Annotated in this window: 17 protein-coding genes; all 17 read left to right on the top strand. The window is 65.6% G+C overall.

The annotated features are described in order from the left end of the window. The first annotated feature begins 5 nt into the window (after nt 1–5). The 17 genes from ACNH6H_RS11860 to ACNH6H_RS11780 all read left to right on the top strand — a co-directional run bounded on the left by ACNH6H_RS11860 (nt 6) and on the right by ACNH6H_RS11780 (nt 19309). A complete protein-coding gene (locus tag ACNH6H_RS11860; RefSeq protein WP_418317902.1) occupies nt 6–1820 on the top strand; it encodes an ABC transporter ATP-binding protein in 1815 nt (604 codons plus the stop codon). Further along, nucleotides 1817–3646 (top strand): ABC transporter ATP-binding protein, encoded by a 1830-nt coding sequence (locus ACNH6H_RS11855; RefSeq protein WP_418317900.1) that lies wholly within the window; start codon nt 1817–1819, stop codon nt 3644–3646. The genes ACNH6H_RS11860 and ACNH6H_RS11855 overlap by 4 nt, the downstream gene beginning before the upstream one ends. Further along, nucleotides 3646–4833 (top strand): glycosyltransferase family 4 protein, encoded by a 1188-nt coding sequence (locus ACNH6H_RS11850; protein ID WP_418317899.1) that lies wholly within the window; start codon nt 3646–3648, stop codon nt 4831–4833. The genes ACNH6H_RS11855 and ACNH6H_RS11850 overlap by 1 nt, the downstream gene beginning before the upstream one ends. An 89-nt stretch (nt 4834–4922) precedes the next feature. Continuing rightward, a complete protein-coding gene (locus ACNH6H_RS11845) occupies nt 4923–5846 on the top strand; it encodes a GNAT family N-acetyltransferase (RefSeq protein WP_418317897.1) in 924 nt (307 codons plus the stop codon). Between the two features lie 3 nt (nt 5847–5849). Then, the gene (locus ACNH6H_RS11840) at nt 5850–6488 is read left to right on the top strand and encodes a PIG-L deacetylase family protein (RefSeq protein ID WP_418317896.1); all 639 of its coding nucleotides are present in this window, start codon (nt 5850–5852) and stop codon (nt 6486–6488) included. After that, nucleotides 6485–7411: a polysaccharide pyruvyl transferase family protein gene (locus ACNH6H_RS11835; protein ID WP_418317894.1), complete on the top strand. Its 927-nt coding sequence runs from the start codon at nt 6485–6487 to the stop codon at nt 7409–7411. The genes ACNH6H_RS11840 and ACNH6H_RS11835 overlap by 4 nt, the downstream gene beginning before the upstream one ends. Continuing rightward, nucleotides 7408–8595, top strand: a complete 1188-nt coding sequence (locus tag ACNH6H_RS11830; protein WP_418317892.1) for a glycosyltransferase family protein — start codon at nt 7408–7410, stop codon at nt 8593–8595. The genes ACNH6H_RS11835 and ACNH6H_RS11830 overlap by 4 nt, the downstream gene beginning before the upstream one ends. A 15-nt stretch (nt 8596–8610) precedes the next feature. After that, on the top strand, nt 8611–9189 hold the full coding sequence (locus ACNH6H_RS11825; RefSeq protein ID WP_418317890.1) for an acyltransferase: 579 nt from the start codon (nt 8611–8613) through the stop codon (nt 9187–9189). Continuing rightward, complete coding sequence (locus ACNH6H_RS11820) at nt 9186–9746, top strand: acyltransferase (protein ID WP_418317889.1); 561 nt, start codon at nt 9186–9188, stop codon at nt 9744–9746. Before ACNH6H_RS11825 ends, ACNH6H_RS11820 begins: the two co-directional genes overlap by 4 nt. A gap of 143 nt (nt 9747–9889) precedes the next feature. Next, the gene (locus ACNH6H_RS11815) at nt 9890–11905 is read left to right on the top strand and encodes a carbohydrate binding family 9 domain-containing protein (RefSeq protein WP_418317887.1); all 2016 of its coding nucleotides are present in this window, start codon (nt 9890–9892) and stop codon (nt 11903–11905) included. A gap of 123 nt (nt 11906–12028) precedes the next feature. Then, entirely contained in the window at nt 12029–12835 is an 807-nt protein-coding gene (locus tag ACNH6H_RS11810; protein WP_418317885.1) for an alpha/beta fold hydrolase, read from the top strand. A 5-nt stretch (nt 12836–12840) separates the two neighbouring features. Next, complete coding sequence (locus tag ACNH6H_RS11805; RefSeq protein ID WP_418317884.1) at nt 12841–14031, top strand: ATP-binding protein; 1191 nt, start codon at nt 12841–12843, stop codon at nt 14029–14031. 423 nt (nt 14032–14454) lie between these two features. Then, complete coding sequence (locus ACNH6H_RS11800) at nt 14455–15531, top strand: alpha/beta hydrolase family protein (RefSeq protein ID WP_418317882.1); 1077 nt, start codon at nt 14455–14457, stop codon at nt 15529–15531. 109 nt (nt 15532–15640) lie between these two features. Then, nucleotides 15641–16411 (top strand): TVP38/TMEM64 family protein, encoded by a 771-nt coding sequence (locus ACNH6H_RS11795; RefSeq protein ID WP_418317880.1) that lies wholly within the window; start codon nt 15641–15643, stop codon nt 16409–16411. Between the two features lie 8 nt (nt 16412–16419). Then, nucleotides 16420–17769, top strand: coding sequence for an ATP-grasp domain-containing protein (locus ACNH6H_RS11790; RefSeq protein ID WP_418317879.1), 1350 nt, complete (start codon nt 16420–16422; stop codon nt 17767–17769). Beyond that, nucleotides 17769–18377 (top strand): YHS domain-containing (seleno)protein, encoded by a 609-nt coding sequence (locus tag ACNH6H_RS11785; protein ID WP_418317877.1) that lies wholly within the window; start codon nt 17769–17771, stop codon nt 18375–18377. The genes ACNH6H_RS11790 and ACNH6H_RS11785 overlap by 1 nt, the downstream gene beginning before the upstream one ends. Further along, nucleotides 18377–19309 carry a patatin-like phospholipase family protein gene (locus ACNH6H_RS11780; protein WP_418317876.1) on the top strand — a complete coding sequence of 311 codons (933 nt, stop codon included), beginning with the start codon at nt 18377–18379 and terminating at the stop codon, nt 19307–19309. The genes ACNH6H_RS11785 and ACNH6H_RS11780 overlap by 1 nt, the downstream gene beginning before the upstream one ends. Nucleotides 19310–19322: the final 13 nt, after the last annotated feature.

The raw sequence follows: 19322 nt of genomic DNA, 5'->3' as shown, positions 1-19322 counted from the left end.
CTGGCGTGTTCACCCAGTTCGACAGGTTTCGCCGAATCATCGCCTTTGCACTGCCGCAATGGCCGGCACTGTCGGCAATCGTGTTGCTGTCGATCGTCGCGTCAGCTCTGGCGGCGTTGCAGCCATGGCCTCTGAAGTTTCTGGTCGACTCCGCACTTGGCGATGTAGCACTGCCAGAGACATTGCGGCAGTTCCTCGGCGCACTCGGTCTCGAGACGACCCCGGTGCTACTGATCGTTGTCGCGGCCTTGGCCAGTATCGCGATTTTTGCGTTGCATGCGGCACTCGATGCGGCGCTGACGATGGCCTGGTCGAGCGCCGGAATGCGGATGGTCTACGGGCTGGCTGAAAGGCTGTTTCTGCAACTGCAACGTCTGTCCCTGAGTTTTCACGCACGCGGCAACGTCGGTGATTCGTTGAGCCGCGTGACCGGGGACACCTGGTGCGTTCAGACGGTAACAGAGAGCCTGCTGGTCGTTCCGGCTCGGCAGCTGATGGTGGTGGCCACCGTCAGCCTGCTTGCCTGGCAACTCAGTCCGCAACTGACGCTGTTGATGCTGGTTGCCGTGCCGATACTGGCTGGTTCGGCGTTCTATTTCGGCAAGCGGCTCAAGGCCGTTGCAAGGCGCCAACGGGAGACCACATCCCGCCTGACCTCCTTCGTGCACCAGGTGCTCGGCGCGATGCCGGTCGTCCAGGCTTTCGCTGCCGCCGGGCGAAACCAGCGCCTGTTCGGCACGTTGGCCGGCGAATCGATCCAGGCCTCGCGTGCCAGTGCGCTGGTCAACAATGCCTACGAGGTCGTCAACGGCCTCGCCGCGACCGTCGGCATCGCTGTCGTCGTCTATTTCGGCAGCCTGCAGGTTCTTGCGCAGCAGATGTCGCTCGGCAGCCTGCTTGTCTTCATCGCCTACGTCCGGGCGCTCGAGGCTGCATGCAGGACCCTGTTGCGGACGTATGCCTCATTGCGCGGCGCCGAAGCGAGCATCGACCGGGTAATGGAAGTACTGGATGCGAACGAGATGGTTGCCGACATCCCCGGTGCCCGGCCGTTGCCGCCCAGGCCGCATGGAGCGGCTGGGCACCTTGTCTTCGAGCAGGTCGGCTTCGGTTACGACACCGGGCGACCTGTCCTGCATGGGCTCTCGCTCGACATCCGGCCCGGCGAGACGCTGGCGCTTGTCGGCGCGAGTGGCGCTGGCAAGTCGACACTCGCATCGCTGGTGCCGCGGTTTTTCGACCCCCAAGCGGGCCGGGTGCTGCTCGACGGCAACGACCTGCGCCGCGTTGCGCTGGCCAGCCTGCGCGCCGAACTTGCGCTCGTGCTGCAGGAGCCGTTCATCCTGCCGATCAGTGTTGCCGACAACATCGCCTATGGCCGGCCTGGAGCGAACCGCGAAGATATCGTTGCCGCTGCGGCCGCGGCCAATGCGCACGGCGTCATACGGGCACTGCCCGACGGCTACGACACGATCCTTGGTGAACAGGGCGCTGACCTGTCTGGCGGCCAGCGTCAGCGGCTCTCGATCGCGCGGGCACTGTTGAAGAATCCGCGGGTATTGATTCTCGACGAGCCGACTTCGGCACTCGATGCCGAGTCTGAGCACGAGGTAATGTCCGCGCTGTCGCGGCTAATGGAAGGGCGAACGACGCTGTTAATTGCGCACCGACCGTCGACGATGCGAATGGCCGACCGCATCGCTGTGCTCGAGCAGGGCCGAATCGTCGAAATAGGCGGCCACGCCGAACTGCTCGCAGCCGGTGGCCCTTATGCAAGTCTGGTCGTCCCGACACTGGTCGGTGGCGGAGGCTGCGGATGAACAGGCGGTGGGGGCGCTTTGCGCCGGACGTCCACGCCCAGAGGGTCCGACTGGCGTGGCTGGTCGGCATCGGGATCGTCACTGTCGGTCTGCAGGCCTTGTTGCCGTGGCCGTTGAAGCTGATCATCGATCAGGTGCTCGGCGGGCAGCCAATGCCGGCGACCTTGTCCTGGTTTTCTTCGGTGCCCGGCGCTGCATCGACCGGCGGCCTGCTCGCGTGGTTGGTGATGGTGCTGCTGTTGCTTTCGGCGGGCGTCATGGCGATGCAGCTCGTCAAAGGTGTGCTGCAGGCCGACTTGTCGGCGCGGCTGCGGCTGGCGGTCGGCGCACGGGTCTTCGAACGCCTGCAGGCGCTGTCGTTGACCTACCATCGACGCCATCAGAAGGGCGATCTGATCCGGCGCGTCACCAGTGACAGCAACTGCCTGCCTTCGCTGGTCATCGACGTGGCTCTGCCGATCCTGACATCGCTGCTGTCGTTGACCGTGTTGTTTTTGATCATGTGGCAACTTGATCGGACGCTGGCGTTGCTGGCCATATTTGTCGCGTTGCCAATGGCTCTGCTGATGCGTCTGCTTGCGCCGCGAATGACCGAGCGGGCATACAAGCACCAGCAAGCCGAAGGCGCTGTCTGGTCAGTGGCTGAGCAGACGTTGACGGCGATACCAGTGGTTCAGGCCTTCGGCCGGGAGGAACTGGAAGGTTCGCGCTTCAAGGGCGTCACCGCGTCGACGATCAAGGCCTATATCCGGACGGTCTCATCGCAGCTGCAGTTTCGTGTCGGCATCGACGGCATCGAAGCTGTCGGCATTGCGGCCATCATGCTGATCGGCGGCCTGAAGGTGGTTGGCGGTACGATTTCGGTTGGCACGCTGGTGGTTTTCCTCAGTTATCTGACGGCCTTGTATGCGCCGCTGTTGACCTTCGCCTACCTTGCGACGACAGTGGCCAATGCTGCGGCAAGTGCGCGCCGGGTCGCCGAGGTGCTTGATTGCAGCGAGATGGTCTGCGACATGCCGGTCGCAGTCGCACTGACACGCCCGTGCAGCCGCGATGTGGCTGGAAGAATCGATTTCGAGCAAGTTGTCTTCGGCTACCAGTCTGAGCGCCCGGTGCTGCATGACCTGTCGCTGCAAATCCGCGCTGGAGAAACGCTTGCGCTGGTTGGGCGATCCGGCGCAGGCAAAAGCACGCTGGTTTCGCTAATTCCCCGCCTCTACGATCCGTGGCAAGGTCGGGTCGCGATCGACGGCCAGGATCTGCGCCGTGCGACGCTTGACAGCGTTCGTCAGCAGGTTGCGTTCGTGCTGCAGGATCCGTTCCTGCTGCCGGTGAGCGTTGCAGACAACATCGCCTATGGAAGGCCTGCGGCGAGCCGCGGCGAAATCGAGGCAGCTGCGCACTTGGCCGATGCGCACGGATTCATCGAGCAGATGCCGCGGGGATATGACACGGTCATCGGAGAGCGGGGAATCACGCTGTCCGGTGGGCAGCGCCAGCGCATCGCGATCGCGCGGGCCCTGTTGAAAGACACGCCGATTTTGATCATGGATGAGCCGACCAGCGCAGTGGACAGCGTCACTGAGCACCATGTTCTCGGGGCGGTAAGGCGTCTCGCTGAGGGGCGTACGACGATCATCATCGCGCACCGCCTGTCAACGGTGCGGATGGCCGATCGGATTGCCGTTCTGGACGACGGCAGGGTGTCGGCGACAGGCAGCCACGACACGCTGAGCACCAACAGCATGACTTACCGGGCGCTGTTCACCAGCCAGTTGGTCAGCGCAGCAGGCGCCGCCGCGCCATTCGCCAACGGGACCGGATGATGCGCATCGCACTCGTATCGCAGGCCTATCCGCCTGAGACTGCTCAGGGCGGAATCGCGACCCAGACCCATGCCAAGGCACACGGGCTGGCAGCGCTCGGCCATCAGGTGTTCGTGATCTCGCACAGCATCGATGGACAGCGCCACTTGCACCACGACGGGCCGGTAGAAGTGGTTCGGATTCCAGGCTTCGATAGCTGGATGCAGATCGACAGCGAGGCCGCACGCTGGATCAGCTACAGCCTGCTGGTCGCGGCCGAACTTGCCGATTTGCAGCGTCGGATCGCGATCGACATCATCGATTTTCCGGAATGGGGCTGCGAGGGCTATTTGCATCTGCTGAATCGTGGCAGTCCGCGCCAGCCACCAGTCGTGCTTCACTTGCACGGCCCGCTGATCATGCTGGCGGAAACGATCGGTTGGCCGGAGCCTGAATCCGAACTCTGCCGGACCGGACTGATGATGGAGGCGACCTGTCTCCGCCTGGCCGACGCCATCGTCTCGTCGAGCCGCTGTTCGGCGCAGTGGGCCGGCAAACACGGCGGCATCGACGCTGAATCGATTCCGGTCATCCACACCGGCATCGATACCGACAGGTACCGCCCCGGGTTGGCGACACGGGATCCGCGGCCGACGATCGTCTTTGTCGGACGGGTCGCGCTTAGCAAAGGCGTCGACACGCTGGTCGACGCTGCATGCAAGGTCGCCGACAGAATGCCCGAGCTGCGGCTGCGCCTGATCGGGGGCGTCGGCGACGGTCTGCGCCGGCAATTGTTGCGCCGCAGCGCTGCCGCAGGCCACGACGAGTTGCTTGAGTTTGCCGGTTTCGTCACCAGGGAAGCGCTGCCACGGGAACTTTGCCGTGGCCATCTGTTTGCGGCGCCTTCGCAATACGAGGGCGGCCCCGGGTTCGTCTACCTCGAAGCGATGGCATGCGGTCTGCCTGTCGTCGGTTGTTCTGGGAGCGGCTCTGCGGAGGTCATTCGAGACGGAGAGACGGGCCGGCTCGTACCGCCCGGCGATACCGATGCGCTTGCGGCCGTTCTGTTTCAGTTGCTGGATGACGGGGCCGGCCGCCGTCGCCTTGGCGACGCCGCGCGGGCATATACCCTTGCAGAAGCCGACTGGCGCGTGTGCATCCCCCGGTACGCGCATTTTTTGCAGCGCGTGGTGGAGACGCGCCGATGACCACTGCGGCGCCGGTTCGTTGGACATGGGCCGTCCGGCTCGACGGTAACTTCCGGACGCTGCCCGTTTCCGATCGACAGTGGCGTGCGGTGGCTGCACAAGGAGATACCTGGTCGGTGTTCCAGGAGCCCGCATGGCAGCGCACCTGGTGGGAATGTTACGGGCGCGGTGAACTCGTCATCGCGTCGGTCCATGCTGACAACCGGCCGGTGCTGCTGGCGCCGCTGTTCATCGACGGCGGGATGGCATTTCTGGTCGGCTCCGGCGGTTCGGACTACCTCGACTTCATCGGTGACGTGGGCATTCCGGGCGCACTCGAATCCATCGTCGCTGCGCTGATGCGGCATGCGCCTGGCCTGCTCGGCGTGCGGCTCTACCACGTGCCGCAATCCTCGCGCACCGCGCGTCGCCTGGAGCGGGTGGCCGAGTGGCTGGACCTCGCACTCGTCGACGAAGGCAGCCTCGAGGCACCGGCACTTGACCTGGGACCGGGCGGCAAGGCCGGTCTGCAGGCTGCGCGCAAGAAGAGCCTGGTCCGGCATGAAAACGCGCTGCGCCGCAGCGGTGACATGCAGATCCGGCACTACCGCAGGGCTGCTGACGTGCTGCCCCGGCTCGACGCATTTTTCGACCAGCATGTGCGGCGCTGGCGGGAGACCGGATACCCCAGCCTGTTCGTTGACCGAGTGCACCGGGACTTCTACCGCCGATTGGTGCGCGCTGCCGATCAGGAAGAGTGGCTGCGCTTCAGCGTCGTTGAATGGCAAGGCGAGGCGATCGCATGCCACTTCGGCTTCTCGCACCGCGGCAGATTCCTCTGGTACAAGCCGACTTTCGAGTCCGAACTGTCTGCCCGCTCGCCTGGCGAGGTGTTGCTGCGCAACCTGCTGCTCGCGGCCGTGGAGGAGGGCGCGGACGTGTTCGATTTCGGTCTCGGCAACGAAATCTTCAAGCGCCGATTCGCAGACCGCATCCCGCGGGTGACGACCTGGGGCTTGTATCCGAACCATTGAACGATGGCGCGCATCCTGGTTCTCAGCCCCCACCCGGACGACGAAGCGATCGGCTGCGGCGGCACGATCTGCAAACATATTGCCGAAGGCGACGAGGTGCGCGTGATTTTCCTGACCTCGGGTGAACAGGGAGGGCACGGCCTTGGGTTGGCTGAGACCTCTCGCATTCGTGAAGCGGAAGCCGCGGCCGCGGCGGAAATCCTGGGTGTCCAGCAGTTCGAATTCTGGCATGCGCCCGATGGCCGGCTCAAGGCGTCTACTGCGCTGGTCAAACGCCTTGCTGATGCTTTGATGGACTGGCCGGCGGAAGTGATTTATACGACCCACGCCGGCGAAGCCCATCCCGATCACCGAGCCGCGCCACGAATCGTTGCGCGTGCGCTTGCCGTCTCGGCGCATCAGCCTGAGCCGATAACCCGCCTTTCGGAAATCTGGACCCCATTGGCGCGGATTGATTGCATCCACGATGTGAGCCCGTGGATGAAAACGAAGCTGCTCGCAGTCAGGGCCTATGCCAGCCAGTGTTCTGTGCTGCGCTTTGACGATGCCGTGGCAGGTCTGAATCGATATCGCGGTGAGATGCACAGTTGGCCTGGCGGCGACTTTGCCGAAGTGTTTGCCGTTGCGAATCCGCAGTCATGATTTATCACGTATTTGCCAACCGATCGAATATTGGCGATTGGCTGTCTGCAAAGGGGATCCAGCAGTTGCTTCGGCCGCGGCCATTCGTCGAACTGCTCTGCGACGAAAACTTCGTGCCGCAGACGCTGCAGCAGTTGGCCCAGGTGAAACCGGACGATCTGGTCGTCATCGGCGGCGGTGGCCTTTTCATGGACTATTTCAACCCGTTCTGGTGCGGGTTTTCCGAGCTATTGGCACGGGTCAGGTATTGCATCTGGGGAGTTGGATATTGCGACCTGAAAGCCACGCCAAGCCAACCGCCGCTGCAGCTGCTGCGAGATGTCGTTGGCAGGAGTTGCCTCTGTGTGGTCCGTGACGAGCTTACTCGGCAATATCTGCAGATCGACGATCTCCCTCCGCCGGTGCCGTGTCCGAGCCTACTGTCAGTGGAGCCGGGAAGCCTGGGCCACGGCATCCTCCATGTCGACAACTACACGACCGTCGGCGCCGGAAATTTCGAGGTCATGCACAGCGTCTGCCAGGACTTTGCCGATACCACCATGCGGCCATACCGTAGGACCAACCATCGAATCGAGGCGGACAGAGTCGACGAGCTCGATCGCTGCCTGCGCTTGTATCGGGATTCCGACCTCGTCGTCAGCTCGGCGCTGCATGGTTGCATCCTGGCTGTTGCGATGGGCCGGCCGGTGCTGGCAGTATCGGGCGATCGCAAGATCGAGTCCTTCATGGCGGCTGCCGGTCTCGCAGACTGGGTGCTCGATCACCAGAAGATCGCCGACCTGCCGGCACGGATTGCGATGCTCGAATGCCAAGCGACGACAAGCGAATTTGTCCGTCGATCGCGACACGAAAACCGCGCCGTCGCGCGCCGTGTTCTCGACCTGCTGGATCGGCCCCACATTGGCGGCCAACAAACCGCATGATTGCCGTCGTCACTGGAATGATCGCCACCTATCCGCTCGGCGGAGTGGTTTGGGATTACGGCCAGTATGTGCTGGGTCTGCACCGCCTTGGTTGGGAGGTCTACTATCTGGAAGATACCGGCTGGATGACGTATGACCCGAGGCTGCGCGAGTATGTCGAAAACCCGGAATTCGGCGTGGCCTTTCTTCACGATGCGCTGACAAGCCTGGCGGGGCCAATGCGCCGCCGATGGCATTTCCGCGCGATGGATGGCCGCACCTTCGGAATGGAAGCGGACGACTTCAACGAGGTTGTGTCGCGCGCTGACCTGCTGCTCAATGTATCCGGCGGTACGCTGCTGCGTGACGAATATATGCAATGTCGCTGCAAGGTAATGATCGACACCGATCCCGGATGGAATCATTTTCGCAATTTCCCTCGGCTGGATTCCGAGCCGCGCTGGGGGGGTGGCAACGGCTACCGGGCGCACGATTTCTTCTTCACCTATGCCGAACGGATCGGGGCGGCCGATTGTGTGCTCCCATCTTGCGGAATCGACTGGCTGCCGACCCGACCGCCTGTCGTCCTCGACCAATGGTGTGGTGAGGCCGGCGGTGACCGGTGGACCACCGTCCTGACCTGGAAAAACTTCAGCGAGGCCATCGAATACCAGGGGGTGCGATATGGCACCAAGGAAATTGAGTTCGAGCGAGTCGAGCGGCTGCCGCAAGCTGTTGCGGCTTCATTGGAGATTGCTGCCGGTGGCATTGACTGGAACGACACCTCGGACCATTCGATCCAGGCACGGTGGCGTTCACTCGGCTGGTCGGTGGTCGACTCTCACGGTGTATCGCAAACGGCGATGGCCTACCGGGACTATATCCAGCGCTCGCGCGGCGAGTTCAGCGTCGCAAAAAATGTCTATGTGGCGACCCGCTCCGGATGGTTCAGCTGTCGTTCAGTCTGCTACCTCGCCGCCGGTTTGCCGGTCGTCGTGCAGGACACCGGATTCAGCGAGATCATTCCTTGCGGCGAGGGGCTGATGACATTTTCGTCGCTCGAGGAGGCGGCAGACGCGATTGCTCGGGTCGACCACGACTACGCTCGGCACCAGGCGGCAGCGCGCCAGATGGCCGCAAAGCATTTTTCCGCCGACGTCGTCCTCGGCGACCTGCTTCGTCGCATCGGCCTCCCCGCCAACTGACGACACTTTTCGGCAATGACGGACATTCGCGAGATCACCGGCACCTGGGACTACACGACGTTGCCTGGCAACGTGCGTTTGGGAAGCGATTGCTTCCTGGAGAGAAAAGCCAGCTTTGTCCGCTACCGGAGCACCCAGTCGATCGGGCTCGATATCGGTGACAGGGTACGTGCCTATACGTGGGCAGAGTTCAACATCGAGCCGGCCGGCACCGTATCGATAGGCAATGATTCATTGCTGGTCGGCCCGGTATTCATGTGTGCCCAACGAATTTCGATCGGCGAGCGTGTCGTGGTGTCCTATCACGTCACGATTGCAGACAGCGACTTCCACCCACTGGACCCGCAGGCCCGCCGACTCGACGCGCTCGCCAATGCGCCGGGGGGCGATCTGTCGCTGCGGCCAAGAATCGAAACGGCCCCCGTCGTCATCGAAGACGATGTATGGATCGGCATTGGTGCGCTGATCCTGAAAGGCGCACGGATCGGACGCGGCGCCCGCGTGATGGCGGGTACGGTCGTCACCCGGGACATCCCGCCGGGGGCCATCGTGGCCGGCAACCCGGGGCGATTGATCGAGGCTCCCGGACGATGACTGCCTCGATCGCGCTGCCGCACGACTGGTATCCAACACCGCTTCCCGCCAATGTCGAGATCGGGGACGGCAGCTGGCTCTACAGCGCGTTCGCATTTCTGCACTTTCGCAGCCTGTGCAAACCGGGTGTTCGCATCGGCAAAGGCTGCGGCGTCTACGACGGATCCTTCTTCGAGATCGGTCCGAACGGAGAGGTGTCCATCGGCGACCATTGCACACTGGTCGGCGCCATCATCACTGGTAACGGGCGGGTTCACATCGGCGACTTCTGCTTCATCGCCCATGAAGTGGTGATTGGCGCCACGCCGTTCGACTTGCCGGGCGGCGCCAGTCCGGACGAGGCTGGGCAGGAGCCCGACATCGAGATCGGCCACGACGTCTGGATCGGTGCTGGGGCCATTGTTCTGCGGGGGGCCAGAATCGGTGATGGCGCGATCATCGGTGCTGCCGCGGTCGTCGACTTCGAGGTTCCGCCCGGCGGCATTGTCGGAGGGAACCCCGGCCGGCTGGTTGGCTCTGCCACTGGCGGATCCAATCCTCAAGCCGAGGCGGAATGAATCCGCATCATCATTCCCGCGGGCGGGCACGGCATGCCGAAAGTGATTTGCGGCAGCGGCAACGCGGCCGGGCGCGCGCATCATCAGCGGTGGTCGTCCTGCTGATCAACGTCGCAGTCAGCCTCCTCTTGTCGCCACGCGCATTGGCTCAACCCCCTCACCCCACCGCCTCCCGCCCCCCGCCCGGCCACCAGCGCCTCCTCAGCGTCCCGCCGGCCCCCGCCCGTCCCGTCATCGACGGCATCCTCGACGACAGCGTCTGGCGTCAGGCGGCGCTCGCAGACCGTTTCTGGATCTCGGACCAGCAGCGCTGGCCGGCTGAGCAGACCGAGGTGCTGGTCACCGCGGACAGCTCGCATCTGTATCTCGGCTTCAGGGTTCACGACAGCAAGCCTTGGGCGATCGAGGCGTTGCAGACGCGCCGCGACGCCGGGTTGGGCTTTGATGACCAGGTCGCGGTCGAACTGGACCCTTTTCTCAACCGCCGCGAGATTTCCACCTTCCGGGTCAATGCCCACGGCACGCAATCGGATTCATTCGCTGCCGGCCGGGCGCGTCAGGTGGCCTGGAAAGGCGACTGGAAGGCCGCGGTGACGATCACCGAATACGGCTGGTCGGCCGAGTTGGCGATCCCGTTCGAGATCCTGAATATCTCCGCAGGCACCGAAACGATCGGCATCAATTTTCTCCGCTACCACCACCGCACCGCGCAGTGGAGCCGCTGGGCCGATATCACGGTGCGCTGGCTGCCCGAGGAGATGGGCCGGCTGACCGGGCTGCGGCCGGCTGGTGGCGCCAAGGACAAGCCGTGGACGCTGCTGCCTCATGTGGTCGTCGGCCGCAACATTCCCGACCGCTCCGGCAAGGTCCGCGAATCGCTGGTGACTGCAGGCGTCGATATCCGCTACGAGCCACGGCCGGATCTGACGGCCGTCATTTCGGTGCTGCCGGATTTCAGCCAGATCGAACGCGCGGTCGACAGCGTCGATTTCAATTACAACGAGAAATTCCGCGCCGACCGGCGGCCGTTTTTCCAGGAAGGCGCGGCCTACTTCGGCGAACTCGAGGGCGGCGGCAAGCCATCGGCGACCAGCCCCTATTTCTATTCGAACCGCCTACCCGATTTCGAAGTCGGCGCAAAGGCATTCGGGCGGGCGGGCGACGGGCTGCAGTATGGCGCGCTGGTGACCCGGGCCGCAGGCCAGCGCACAGACCTGGTCGGCCAGTTGCAGCAGCAGTTCGACCCGACGCACCGGCTGTCTGCGCTGCTGGTCAGCACCGATCGGCCGCAGCTGCGCAATCAGCTGTATATGCTGCGCGGCTCAGGGCGCCAACCGTCAGGCCTCAGTTATTCGTTCGAGGCGGCGGCGAGCCGCACCGCACCTGCCCCGGGCGACGGCAGCTTTCTGCGCGGCAGCGGTGGCTGGGGGCGCGGTTTCTGGTCGCTCGGCGCCAGTGTCGACCGCTACAGCGCGGAGTTCTTTCCCGCCAATGGTCTGCTGGCGCGCGACCTGCCGGACACCCGCGGTGCCAATGCCTATGTCAGCTACTTCCGCGATCGGCCGGAGGGCGCACTGCGCGAGGTCAGCGCCAACCTGAGCCTCGGCGAGCGCGAGACCGGCGACGGCCGGCTGCAGCGCCGCAAGTGGTATCTCGACGGCGCGATCGAGCTGCGCGCGATCGAGACCCGTCTCGGCGTCGCCTATTCGAGCGGCCCGTACCGCCCGGTCGGCACGGCGCCCGCGCGCTGGAGCGCACGGGTGTTCGACGACCACTATGTGCAGCTGAGCGCGGATTTCAATACCCGCAGCAGCCGATTCGGTTACGGCGCCACCCACGCGACGGGGCAGCAAGGCGGCGGTGACTATCGCTATACCACCGCGTATGGCTGGGCCAAGCCGACGGTCAGCACATCGATCAGCCTCAGTTCGGAACGGCTGGAGAGCTTCGGCACGTTCCGGCAGAGCGTGCTCAACGGCACCTGGGACCTGACCCCGCGGCACACCATTGCAGGCCGCTACATCCACGCCTACTACGGCAACCCGTACCGCCTGACCTATGTCTGGCGCGCCCGTCCCGACCTCGATGTCTTCACCGTCTACGACCACTGGCCGGACCAGCCGGCGCAATTTTCGGCCAAGCTGCTGATGACCTATTGAAGCCCGCGATGCCGTGGCCCCGGCCGGCGCAGGGGCTGAAATCGCCACCCCGGCACCACCGCCATCAGCGGCCGACCCGCCGACATGTGAGACCATCGGGCAAAGGGTTCAGAGGGCGGAAAGATGAGCGTGTTGCAGCGCAACAATGTGCGGGTGATCGGGGACGGGCCGGATACGATGGTCTTCGCCCATGGTTTCGGCTGCGACCAGAACATGTGGCGGCTGATTGCACCGTCGTTTGCCGAAAGCCACCGGGTCGTCCTGTTCGACCTCGTCGGCAGTGGCAAATCGGATCTGGCGGCCTACGATTTCGACAAATACAGCTCGTTGCAGGGTTATGCCGACGATGTGCTCGAGGTGATCGACGCCACCTCCGCCGACAAACCGGTGATCTTCGTCGGCCATTCGGTCAGCGCGATGATCGGCCTGCTGGCCGGCATCAAGTCGCCGGAGCGGATCGATGCACATGTGATGGTCGGCCCTTCGCCTTGCTATATCAACGACGGTGACTATGTCGGCGGCTTTTCGCGCGCCGACATCGAATCGCTGCTCGAGACGATGGAAGGCAACTACCTCGGCTGGGCCAGCAACATGGCGCCGGCGATCATGGGCTCGACGCAGCAGCCTGAACTCGCGGTCGAGCTGACCAACAGCTTTTGCCGCACCGATCCGGAAATCGCGACCCACTTCGCCCGCGTGACCTTTCTGTCCGACAACCGCGCCGACGTGCCGAAACTGGCCGCGCCGACGCTGATCTTGCAATGCCACGATGACTTGATCGCGCCGGTCTCGGTTGGTGAATATCTGCAGCGCGAGTTGCCGAACGGCACGCTGCGGCTGATCCAGAACGTCGGCCACTGCCCGCACCTCAGCTCGCCGGGCGCCTGCGCGGATGCGATGGTCGAGTTCATCGCCGCGCTCGACACCTGACTGTGATGGCGGACGGCTCGACCGAATCGGGGTACGAAGCACTCTACGAGCACGCCGCCTGTGGATTGATGGTGACCGACGACGACGGTCGCATCAGCCGCGTCAACGCAACGCTTTGCCACTGGCTCGACTACCGTCCCGAGCAGCTGGTCGGCCAGCGCAAGCTGCAGGATCTGCTGACGATGGGCGGGCGCATCTTCCACCAGACCCACTGGGCGCCGCTGCTGCAGATCCAGGGCAGCATCGCCGAAGTGAAGTTCGAGCTGATCCACCGCGACGGCCATGCGATGCCGGCGATCATGAATGCGGTGCGGCGCGGTACCGCGCCGACGATCCGTCACGAGATCGCGATGTTCATCGCCGAGGACCGGCATCGCTACGAGCGCGAATTCATCGCCGCGCGCAAGCGCGCCGAAGCCCTTCTTGCCAGCGAACGCGAGGCTCAGCGCCAGCTGAGCGCGGCGCAGCAGGAACTGGAACGACAGCGCGCGGTCGCCGAGGACCGCGCCGCCTTTGCCGAGCAGATGATCGGCATCGTCAGCCATGACCTGCGCAATCCGCTGATGGCGATCCAGACCAGCGCCACGCTGCTCGGCGCCGGCGAGCTCGGCAGGGCGCAGCGCCGGGCTGCCGATGCGATCGGCCGCGCGGTGACGCGCAGCAACCGGTTGATCCAGGATCTGCTTGACCTGACCCGGGCGCGGATCGGCAATGGCCTGCGCATCTATGCAACGGAAATCGACTTGCACCAGGTGGTGGCAGCGGCAGTCGACGAATTGCGGCTGGCCCACCCGAATCGCACGGTCGACCACCGGACCAGCGGCAGCGGTCGCTGCAAGGCCGATGCGGACCGGTTGGCGCAGCTGGTCGGCAATCTGGTCACCAATGCCCTCAATTACGGAGATGCCTTTGCCCCGGTGACGGTGACGTCCGGAGGCGATGGCGACCTGTGTGAACTGCTGGTGCACAACACCGGCAAACCGATTCCTGCCGAACAGCTGCCGACGCTGTTTGATGCCATGACCCGCGGCAGTGGCAGTGGCGGCGCCTCGCCGCAAAGCGTCGGACTCGGCTTGTTCATCGTGCGCGAGATTGCCCGCGCCCATGCGGGCAAGGTCACCGTGGCCTCATCGGCAAGCGAGGGAACGACGTTTGTCGTGACGCTGCCGGCGCGGGCGCCGGATGGCGACGACTGAGCGGCCTCGCACCCGTTTTCGTTCGGCGCGACGGCCGCTGGATTTGGTCATCATCGACACGCGAACTAAACTGTTTGCGTGATTTGTCCGGAACGCGCGGCAACAGACCGCAGGCTCGCCCGCATCGGCTCGGCGATGACGCTGGTCTCGCTGTTGCTTGGTTGCGGCGGCGATGGCAGCGGGGGTGACACCGCGCAGCTGACGGCCGCGACCCTCGAGTCCCCGCCCGCAGCAGCACCAGCTCCGGCGCCTGCCCCGGCACCTGCTCCAGCGCCTGGCCCTGCTCCGGCGCCCGCACCTGCACCCGCACCTGCACCGGCACCCGCACCCGCACCCGCACCCGCACCCGCACCCGCACCCGCACCCGCACCCGCACCCGCACCCGCACCGGCACCGGCACCTGCACCGGCCCCTTCACCACCGGTGGCGGAGATCACCGGCCCGGGCCGACTGGTCGCGTCGACCCGCTTGAACCGCTTCACGGCCGCCGAAATTGCGCTGGCCGCCGAAGCTTCGGAGGACGACCTGCCGCCGCCGAAGGTGGTGCATGCGGTGACCAACTACCGCCTGAGCTACCGGACGATCGACGGTTTCGGCCGCGAGCTGACGGCGTCGGGTCTGCTCAGCGTGCCTGACAAACCGCCCGTCGTGGCCAGCCCGGTGATCAGCTACCAGCACGGGACGATCTTCTACAACGCCGAGGCGCCGAGCGTCGATGCCAGCGCCGGCACGGTGCCGGTGCTGCTGGCGTCGATGGGATTTGTCGTCGTCGCCGCTGACTATGTCGGTTACGGCGATTCGCAGGGCGAGGAGCATCCCTATCTGCTGGCCAAGCCGACTGCGGCCGCGGTGCTCGACCTGCTGACCGCCGCGCGCAGCTGGCGCAGCCAGAACCACATTGCCGACAATGGTCAGTTGTTCCTGCTCGGCTATTCCGAAGGCGGCTATGCAACGATGGCCGCGCACCGCGAGCTGCAGGCGCGCCAGGGTCCGGACCCGGATGCGCTGGTGATGAACATTGCCGGCGCCGGCCCCTACGACGTCGGCGTCACGCTCGATGAATTGCTGCGTCGCGTGCGCCGCGACAATCCGGTGCTGGCCGCGCTGGTCAGCCCGGGCCTGCTGCGCAACCTCGGGTCGTCATTGCGCAATGAGGTGCGCCGGGCGCTGTTGCGCGAACTGATCCCGGAAGACGCCGACGTCAGCTTCCAGTCGACCTTCATCGACCATTTCCTGGCCGACGACCGTGCGGCGATCGAGCGCGACTGCAATGTGCACGACTGGCGACCGCAAGCACCGCTGTGGATGTTCCACGGCCGCGACGACGAGACCGTACCCTATGCCGCCGCGCTGTCGGCGCTGAATGCGATGCAGGCGCGCGCGGCCCCGCAGGTCGCGTTGATCGACTGCGGCGCGCAGCCGTCGAGCCACCTCGGCTGCGTCGCGCCTTACTGGCTGTTCATGCTCGACCGGCTGGCTGGCAACGCGCGCGATCTGTAGCGCTCGATCCACAACACGGCATCGGTCGGGCAGCAGGGCGTGGCTGCTGCATCCGGTTCGACTTGTCCTGCGTAAGAATCCAGCACTTGCGCCGACCAAGCCCCTTCCCATGCCAGACGCCTCTCGATCCCAGGAAGTTTTTGCTCGGCGCCCCGCACATCCCGGGATTTCCGCTGCGCCGGCCTGCGCGTCCGAGGCACGAACAACAGGCCGCTCGATCCGCAGGATCGCCGGCTGGGCGCTGGCGATCCTGGTGCTGGCCGGGCTGCTTGCCGTTGGCTGGTCGGGCTGGCCGGGTGTCGACTGGCTCGCTGCCCGCCAGGCTGAATTGCGGGCGCTGCATGCGGCCGGGCCCTGGCAACTCGGCTGCTGTCTGTTTGCACTGATGACGCTGCTGTGTGCATTCGCGCTGCCCGGCTGCAGCCTGGTCGCGCTGGCCGCTGGCATGTTGTACGGCTTCACCGCAGGCACGCTGATCGTGCTGATCGGCTCGACGGTCGGCGCGACGCTGGCCTTTCTGGCCGCCCGCCATCTGTGGCGCGATGCCGTGCGTGAGCGCTGGGGCGATCGGCTGGCCGGCATCGAGGCGGGCCTCGCGCGCGACGGCGCGTACTACCTGTTTTTTCTGCGCGTCGCGCCGGTGATTCCGTTCGGCCTGCTTAATCCGCTGCTCGGCCTGTCGGCGATGCCGACACACCGCTTCTTTGTCGTCAGCCTGCTCGGCATGGCTGCCGGCAGCGCAGCCTATGTCTATGCCGGCACGGCGCTGGCCGGCGCGAGCAGCGTCGGCGACCTGTTCAGCCCCGGGCTGCTGGCGGCGCTGGCCGCACTGGCGCTGCTGCCCCCGATCACCCGCGCCGTCTGGCGCCGCACGAGATGACGCACCCGTTGCCCCGCTTGGGCCTGCTGTTCGGCTATGACTGGGACGTTGCCGGCTTCGACCGGCTGCGCCGGCAGGCCTCGTTCGACCACGCCGGATTCGATCTGTTTTCGTTCCCGAGCAATGCCCGGCTGATCGGCTTCGACCTCGAGCGTTTTGCCGCCAGGCAGGCGGCGAAGGGGAAACGCCGCGGCTGGCAGGGTGTGGTGTCGCACAACGAGCAATTCGGCACGCTGGCGGCCGCGCTCGTTGCCGAGCGGCTCGGCCTGCCCGGCGCGACACCCGAGTCGGTGCTCGCCGCGCAGCACAAGGTCCATGCGCGCCGGGTGCTGCAGCAAGTGGCGCCCGAAGCCAATCTGCCATTTGCCGAACTCGATGCCGAATATGGCGGCCCGCTGCCCGATGGGCTGAGTTATCCGCAATTCGTCAAACCGGTGAAGGCGGCGTTTTCAGTGCTCGCACGCAGCGTGCGCAACCGCGACGAATTGTTTGCGCACACCCGTTTCGGCGCCCGTGAGCTGTGGGTGATCCGCCGCCTCGTCGAGCCGTTCGAGCGCATTGCGCGGGCCCGGCTGCCACAAGCCGGCAGCGCACACCGGATGATGCTCGAGCAACCGGTCCCCCATCACACCGCGCAGTTCAATCTCGACGGCTGGGTATTCGGTGGCCGCACCCATGCGCTCGGCGTCGTCGCCGCGATCATGTACCCGGGGACGCAGGCCTTCATGCGCTGGGAGTTTCCGAGCCGGCTGCCCGATGCGGTGCAGCAACGCGCCCTCGACATCGCGCGCCGCTTTCTGGAAGCCATCGGCTACCGGCACGGCTTCTTCAACATGGAGTTTTTCCATGACCCGGCGACCGACCGGCTGACGGTGATCGAATTCAACCCTCGGCTGGCCTCGCAATTTGCGGACCTCTACCAGCGGGTGCTCGGTGTCGATGCGCATGCGATGTCGGTCGCGATGGCGCTTGGCAACGACCCGGCCGCGCTGCCGCGCAGCGTGTCGACCGCAGCGATCGCCGCGAGCCAGGTCTACCGCGTGTTTTCACCGGGCGCCGCCGCGCCGATGCCTTCCGCACGGCAGCGCGCGCAGTTCAGCGCGGACTTTCCGGATGGCCTGCTGTTCACCTACCCGAAGTCCGGCCATTCGCTGGCGCGTGACTTCAAATGGCTGGGCAGTTACCGGATGGGCATCGTCCACCTCGGTGGCCGCGACGAAGCCGACCTGCGCGAGCGCACACTGCGGGCGAGTGCGGTGCTCGGCTGGACTGCGCCGTATGCCGATCAACTCGCCCCGGATCCCACCGCTCACCTTGACTGCGACATGTCCGTCGCGGTTGTCCCAGGAACATCATGATGAATAGATTCCGTTCGCCCGCGCGCGTTGGCCGCGTCCTGCTGTTGTCGGCTGTTGTTGCGCTCGGTGGCTGCTCGGCGATGCAGGCGCAGAACCCGTCGTCAGCCCTGCAGCCGGTCAATGCGGTAAAGGTCGACGATGCGCGGCTGATGTTGTTCGGCCATGATGTGGTCGCGTATTTCACCGAGGGCCGCCATGCGCTCGGCTCGGCCGAATTCCAGAGCGTTCACGAAGGTGTGACCTTCCGCTTCGCGAATGCGCGGCACAAGGCGATGTTCGACGCCGAGCCGATGAAATACGTGCCTCAATACGGCGGCTTCTGCGCCGACGGCATCGTCTATGCAATCCCGTGGGGCGGCGACCCGGACACCTGGATGATCCGCGACGGTAGGCTGTTCATCTTCGGCGGCGCTGCGTCGCGCGATGCCTTCCTGCTCGACGTACCCGGCAACATCGCGCTGGCCGACAAATACTGGGCCGACGAGGTGCAGGGCAGCCACAGTTTCTGGCAGCGCAGCAAACGGCTGGTCTGGCGCGTGCCGCATTACAAGAGCGGCGGCGAACTGGCGGAACTGGTCAGGCAGGCGCGGGCGGCGAAAGGGAGCTGATGGCCGACGTCACGGCGGGCGAGGCCGACGGCGCCGCGGCGCCGGCACTGTCCCGCCGCCGACTGCTCGCCGCCGCGGCCACCGGCTGGCTGAGCGGCTGCACATTCAATCCCGATGCCGACCATTCCGGCGCCGACGCGCCGCGCAGCGCGCCGCTGCAGCCGCCGCCGGCGCTGGCCTGGGTGCTCAGTTCGGGCGGACCGCGCGGTTTTGTCCACGTCGGCGTCGTCAAGGCGCTGGCCGAGATGCAGCTGAAGCCGGACCTGATCGTCGGCGCGTCGGTCGGCGCACTTGTCGCGGTGATGTATGCCAGCGGGATGCCGATTGCCGAACTGGAAACGCTGGCCCTCGACCTGCAACCGTGGGAGCTGGCTGGCCTGGCGATTGGCGGCGATCAATGGTTCAGCGGCGAGCCGCTGGCCGATCTGGTCGACCACTGTCTTCGCGAACGCGTCGGCCAACCGCTGCTCGAGCGGCTGCCGCTGCCGGCCGTCTGTGCCGCACAGCGGCTCGCCGACGGCGAGGTGGTCGGCTTCAACCACGGCCGTGCCGGGCTCGCGGTGCAGGCCGCCGGTGCGATCGTCGGCCGGTTTGTCCCGGTCCACATCCGTGGCCAGCGTTATGCCGATGCCGATCTGGTGATGCCGCTGCCGGTGCGCCTGGCGCGGCAGTTCGGTGCCGGCAAGGTACTGGCGGTCGACGCCTCGGCCTACGAGGACCGGGCGCCGGCCGGCACCGAAAAGTGGCGCGCCGGCGATCTGCGCAAACGCGCGCTGACCCGGCCGGATGCCGAACTCGCCGATCTGCTGCTGCATCCGGACACCGGTTATTACGCAGGCACCTCCCGCGACTACCGCGAGCACAGCATCGCTATCGGCTACCGGACGACGATGGCGGCGCGCGAGCGCATCGTCGCACTGCACCGGAGATGACGCGGCCACCGCC

It is taken from the genome of Pseudideonella sakaiensis, from assembly GCF_048320135.1.
GTDB classification, from domain to species: domain Bacteria; phylum Pseudomonadota; class Gammaproteobacteria; order Burkholderiales; family Burkholderiaceae_C; genus Ideonella_A; species Ideonella_A sakaiensis_A.
This window is presented reverse-complemented; position numbering and strand designations above follow the sequence as displayed.

Coding starts and splice junctions, on each gene's coding strand:
- ACNH6H_RS11855 (WP_418317900.1), top strand. CDS start 1,817: ATGAACAGGCGGTGGGGGCGCTTTGCGCCGGACGTCCACGCCCAGAGG.
- ACNH6H_RS11850 (WP_418317899.1), top strand. CDS start 3,646: ATGCGCATCGCACTCGTATCGCAGGCCTATCCGCCTGAGACTGCTCAG.
- ACNH6H_RS11840 (WP_418317896.1), top strand. CDS start 5,850: ATGGCGCGCATCCTGGTTCTCAGCCCCCACCCGGACGACGAAGCGATC.
- ACNH6H_RS11835 (WP_418317894.1), top strand. CDS start 6,485: ATGATTTATCACGTATTTGCCAACCGATCGAATATTGGCGATTGGCTG.
- ACNH6H_RS11830 (WP_418317892.1), top strand. CDS start 7,408: ATGATTGCCGTCGTCACTGGAATGATCGCCACCTATCCGCTCGGCGGA.
- ACNH6H_RS11825 (WP_418317890.1), top strand. CDS start 8,611: ATGACGGACATTCGCGAGATCACCGGCACCTGGGACTACACGACGTTG.
- ACNH6H_RS11820 (WP_418317889.1), top strand. CDS start 9,186: ATGACTGCCTCGATCGCGCTGCCGCACGACTGGTATCCAACACCGCTT.
- ACNH6H_RS11810 (WP_418317885.1), top strand. CDS start 12,029: ATGAGCGTGTTGCAGCGCAACAATGTGCGGGTGATCGGGGACGGGCCG.
- ACNH6H_RS11805 (WP_418317884.1), top strand. CDS start 12,841: ATGGCGGACGGCTCGACCGAATCGGGGTACGAAGCACTCTACGAGCAC.
- ACNH6H_RS11795 (WP_418317880.1), top strand. CDS start 15,641: ATGCCAGACGCCTCTCGATCCCAGGAAGTTTTTGCTCGGCGCCCCGCA.
- ACNH6H_RS11785 (WP_418317877.1), top strand. CDS start 17,769: ATGAATAGATTCCGTTCGCCCGCGCGCGTTGGCCGCGTCCTGCTGTTG.
- ACNH6H_RS11780 (WP_418317876.1), top strand. CDS start 18,377: ATGGCCGACGTCACGGCGGGCGAGGCCGACGGCGCCGCGGCGCCGGCA.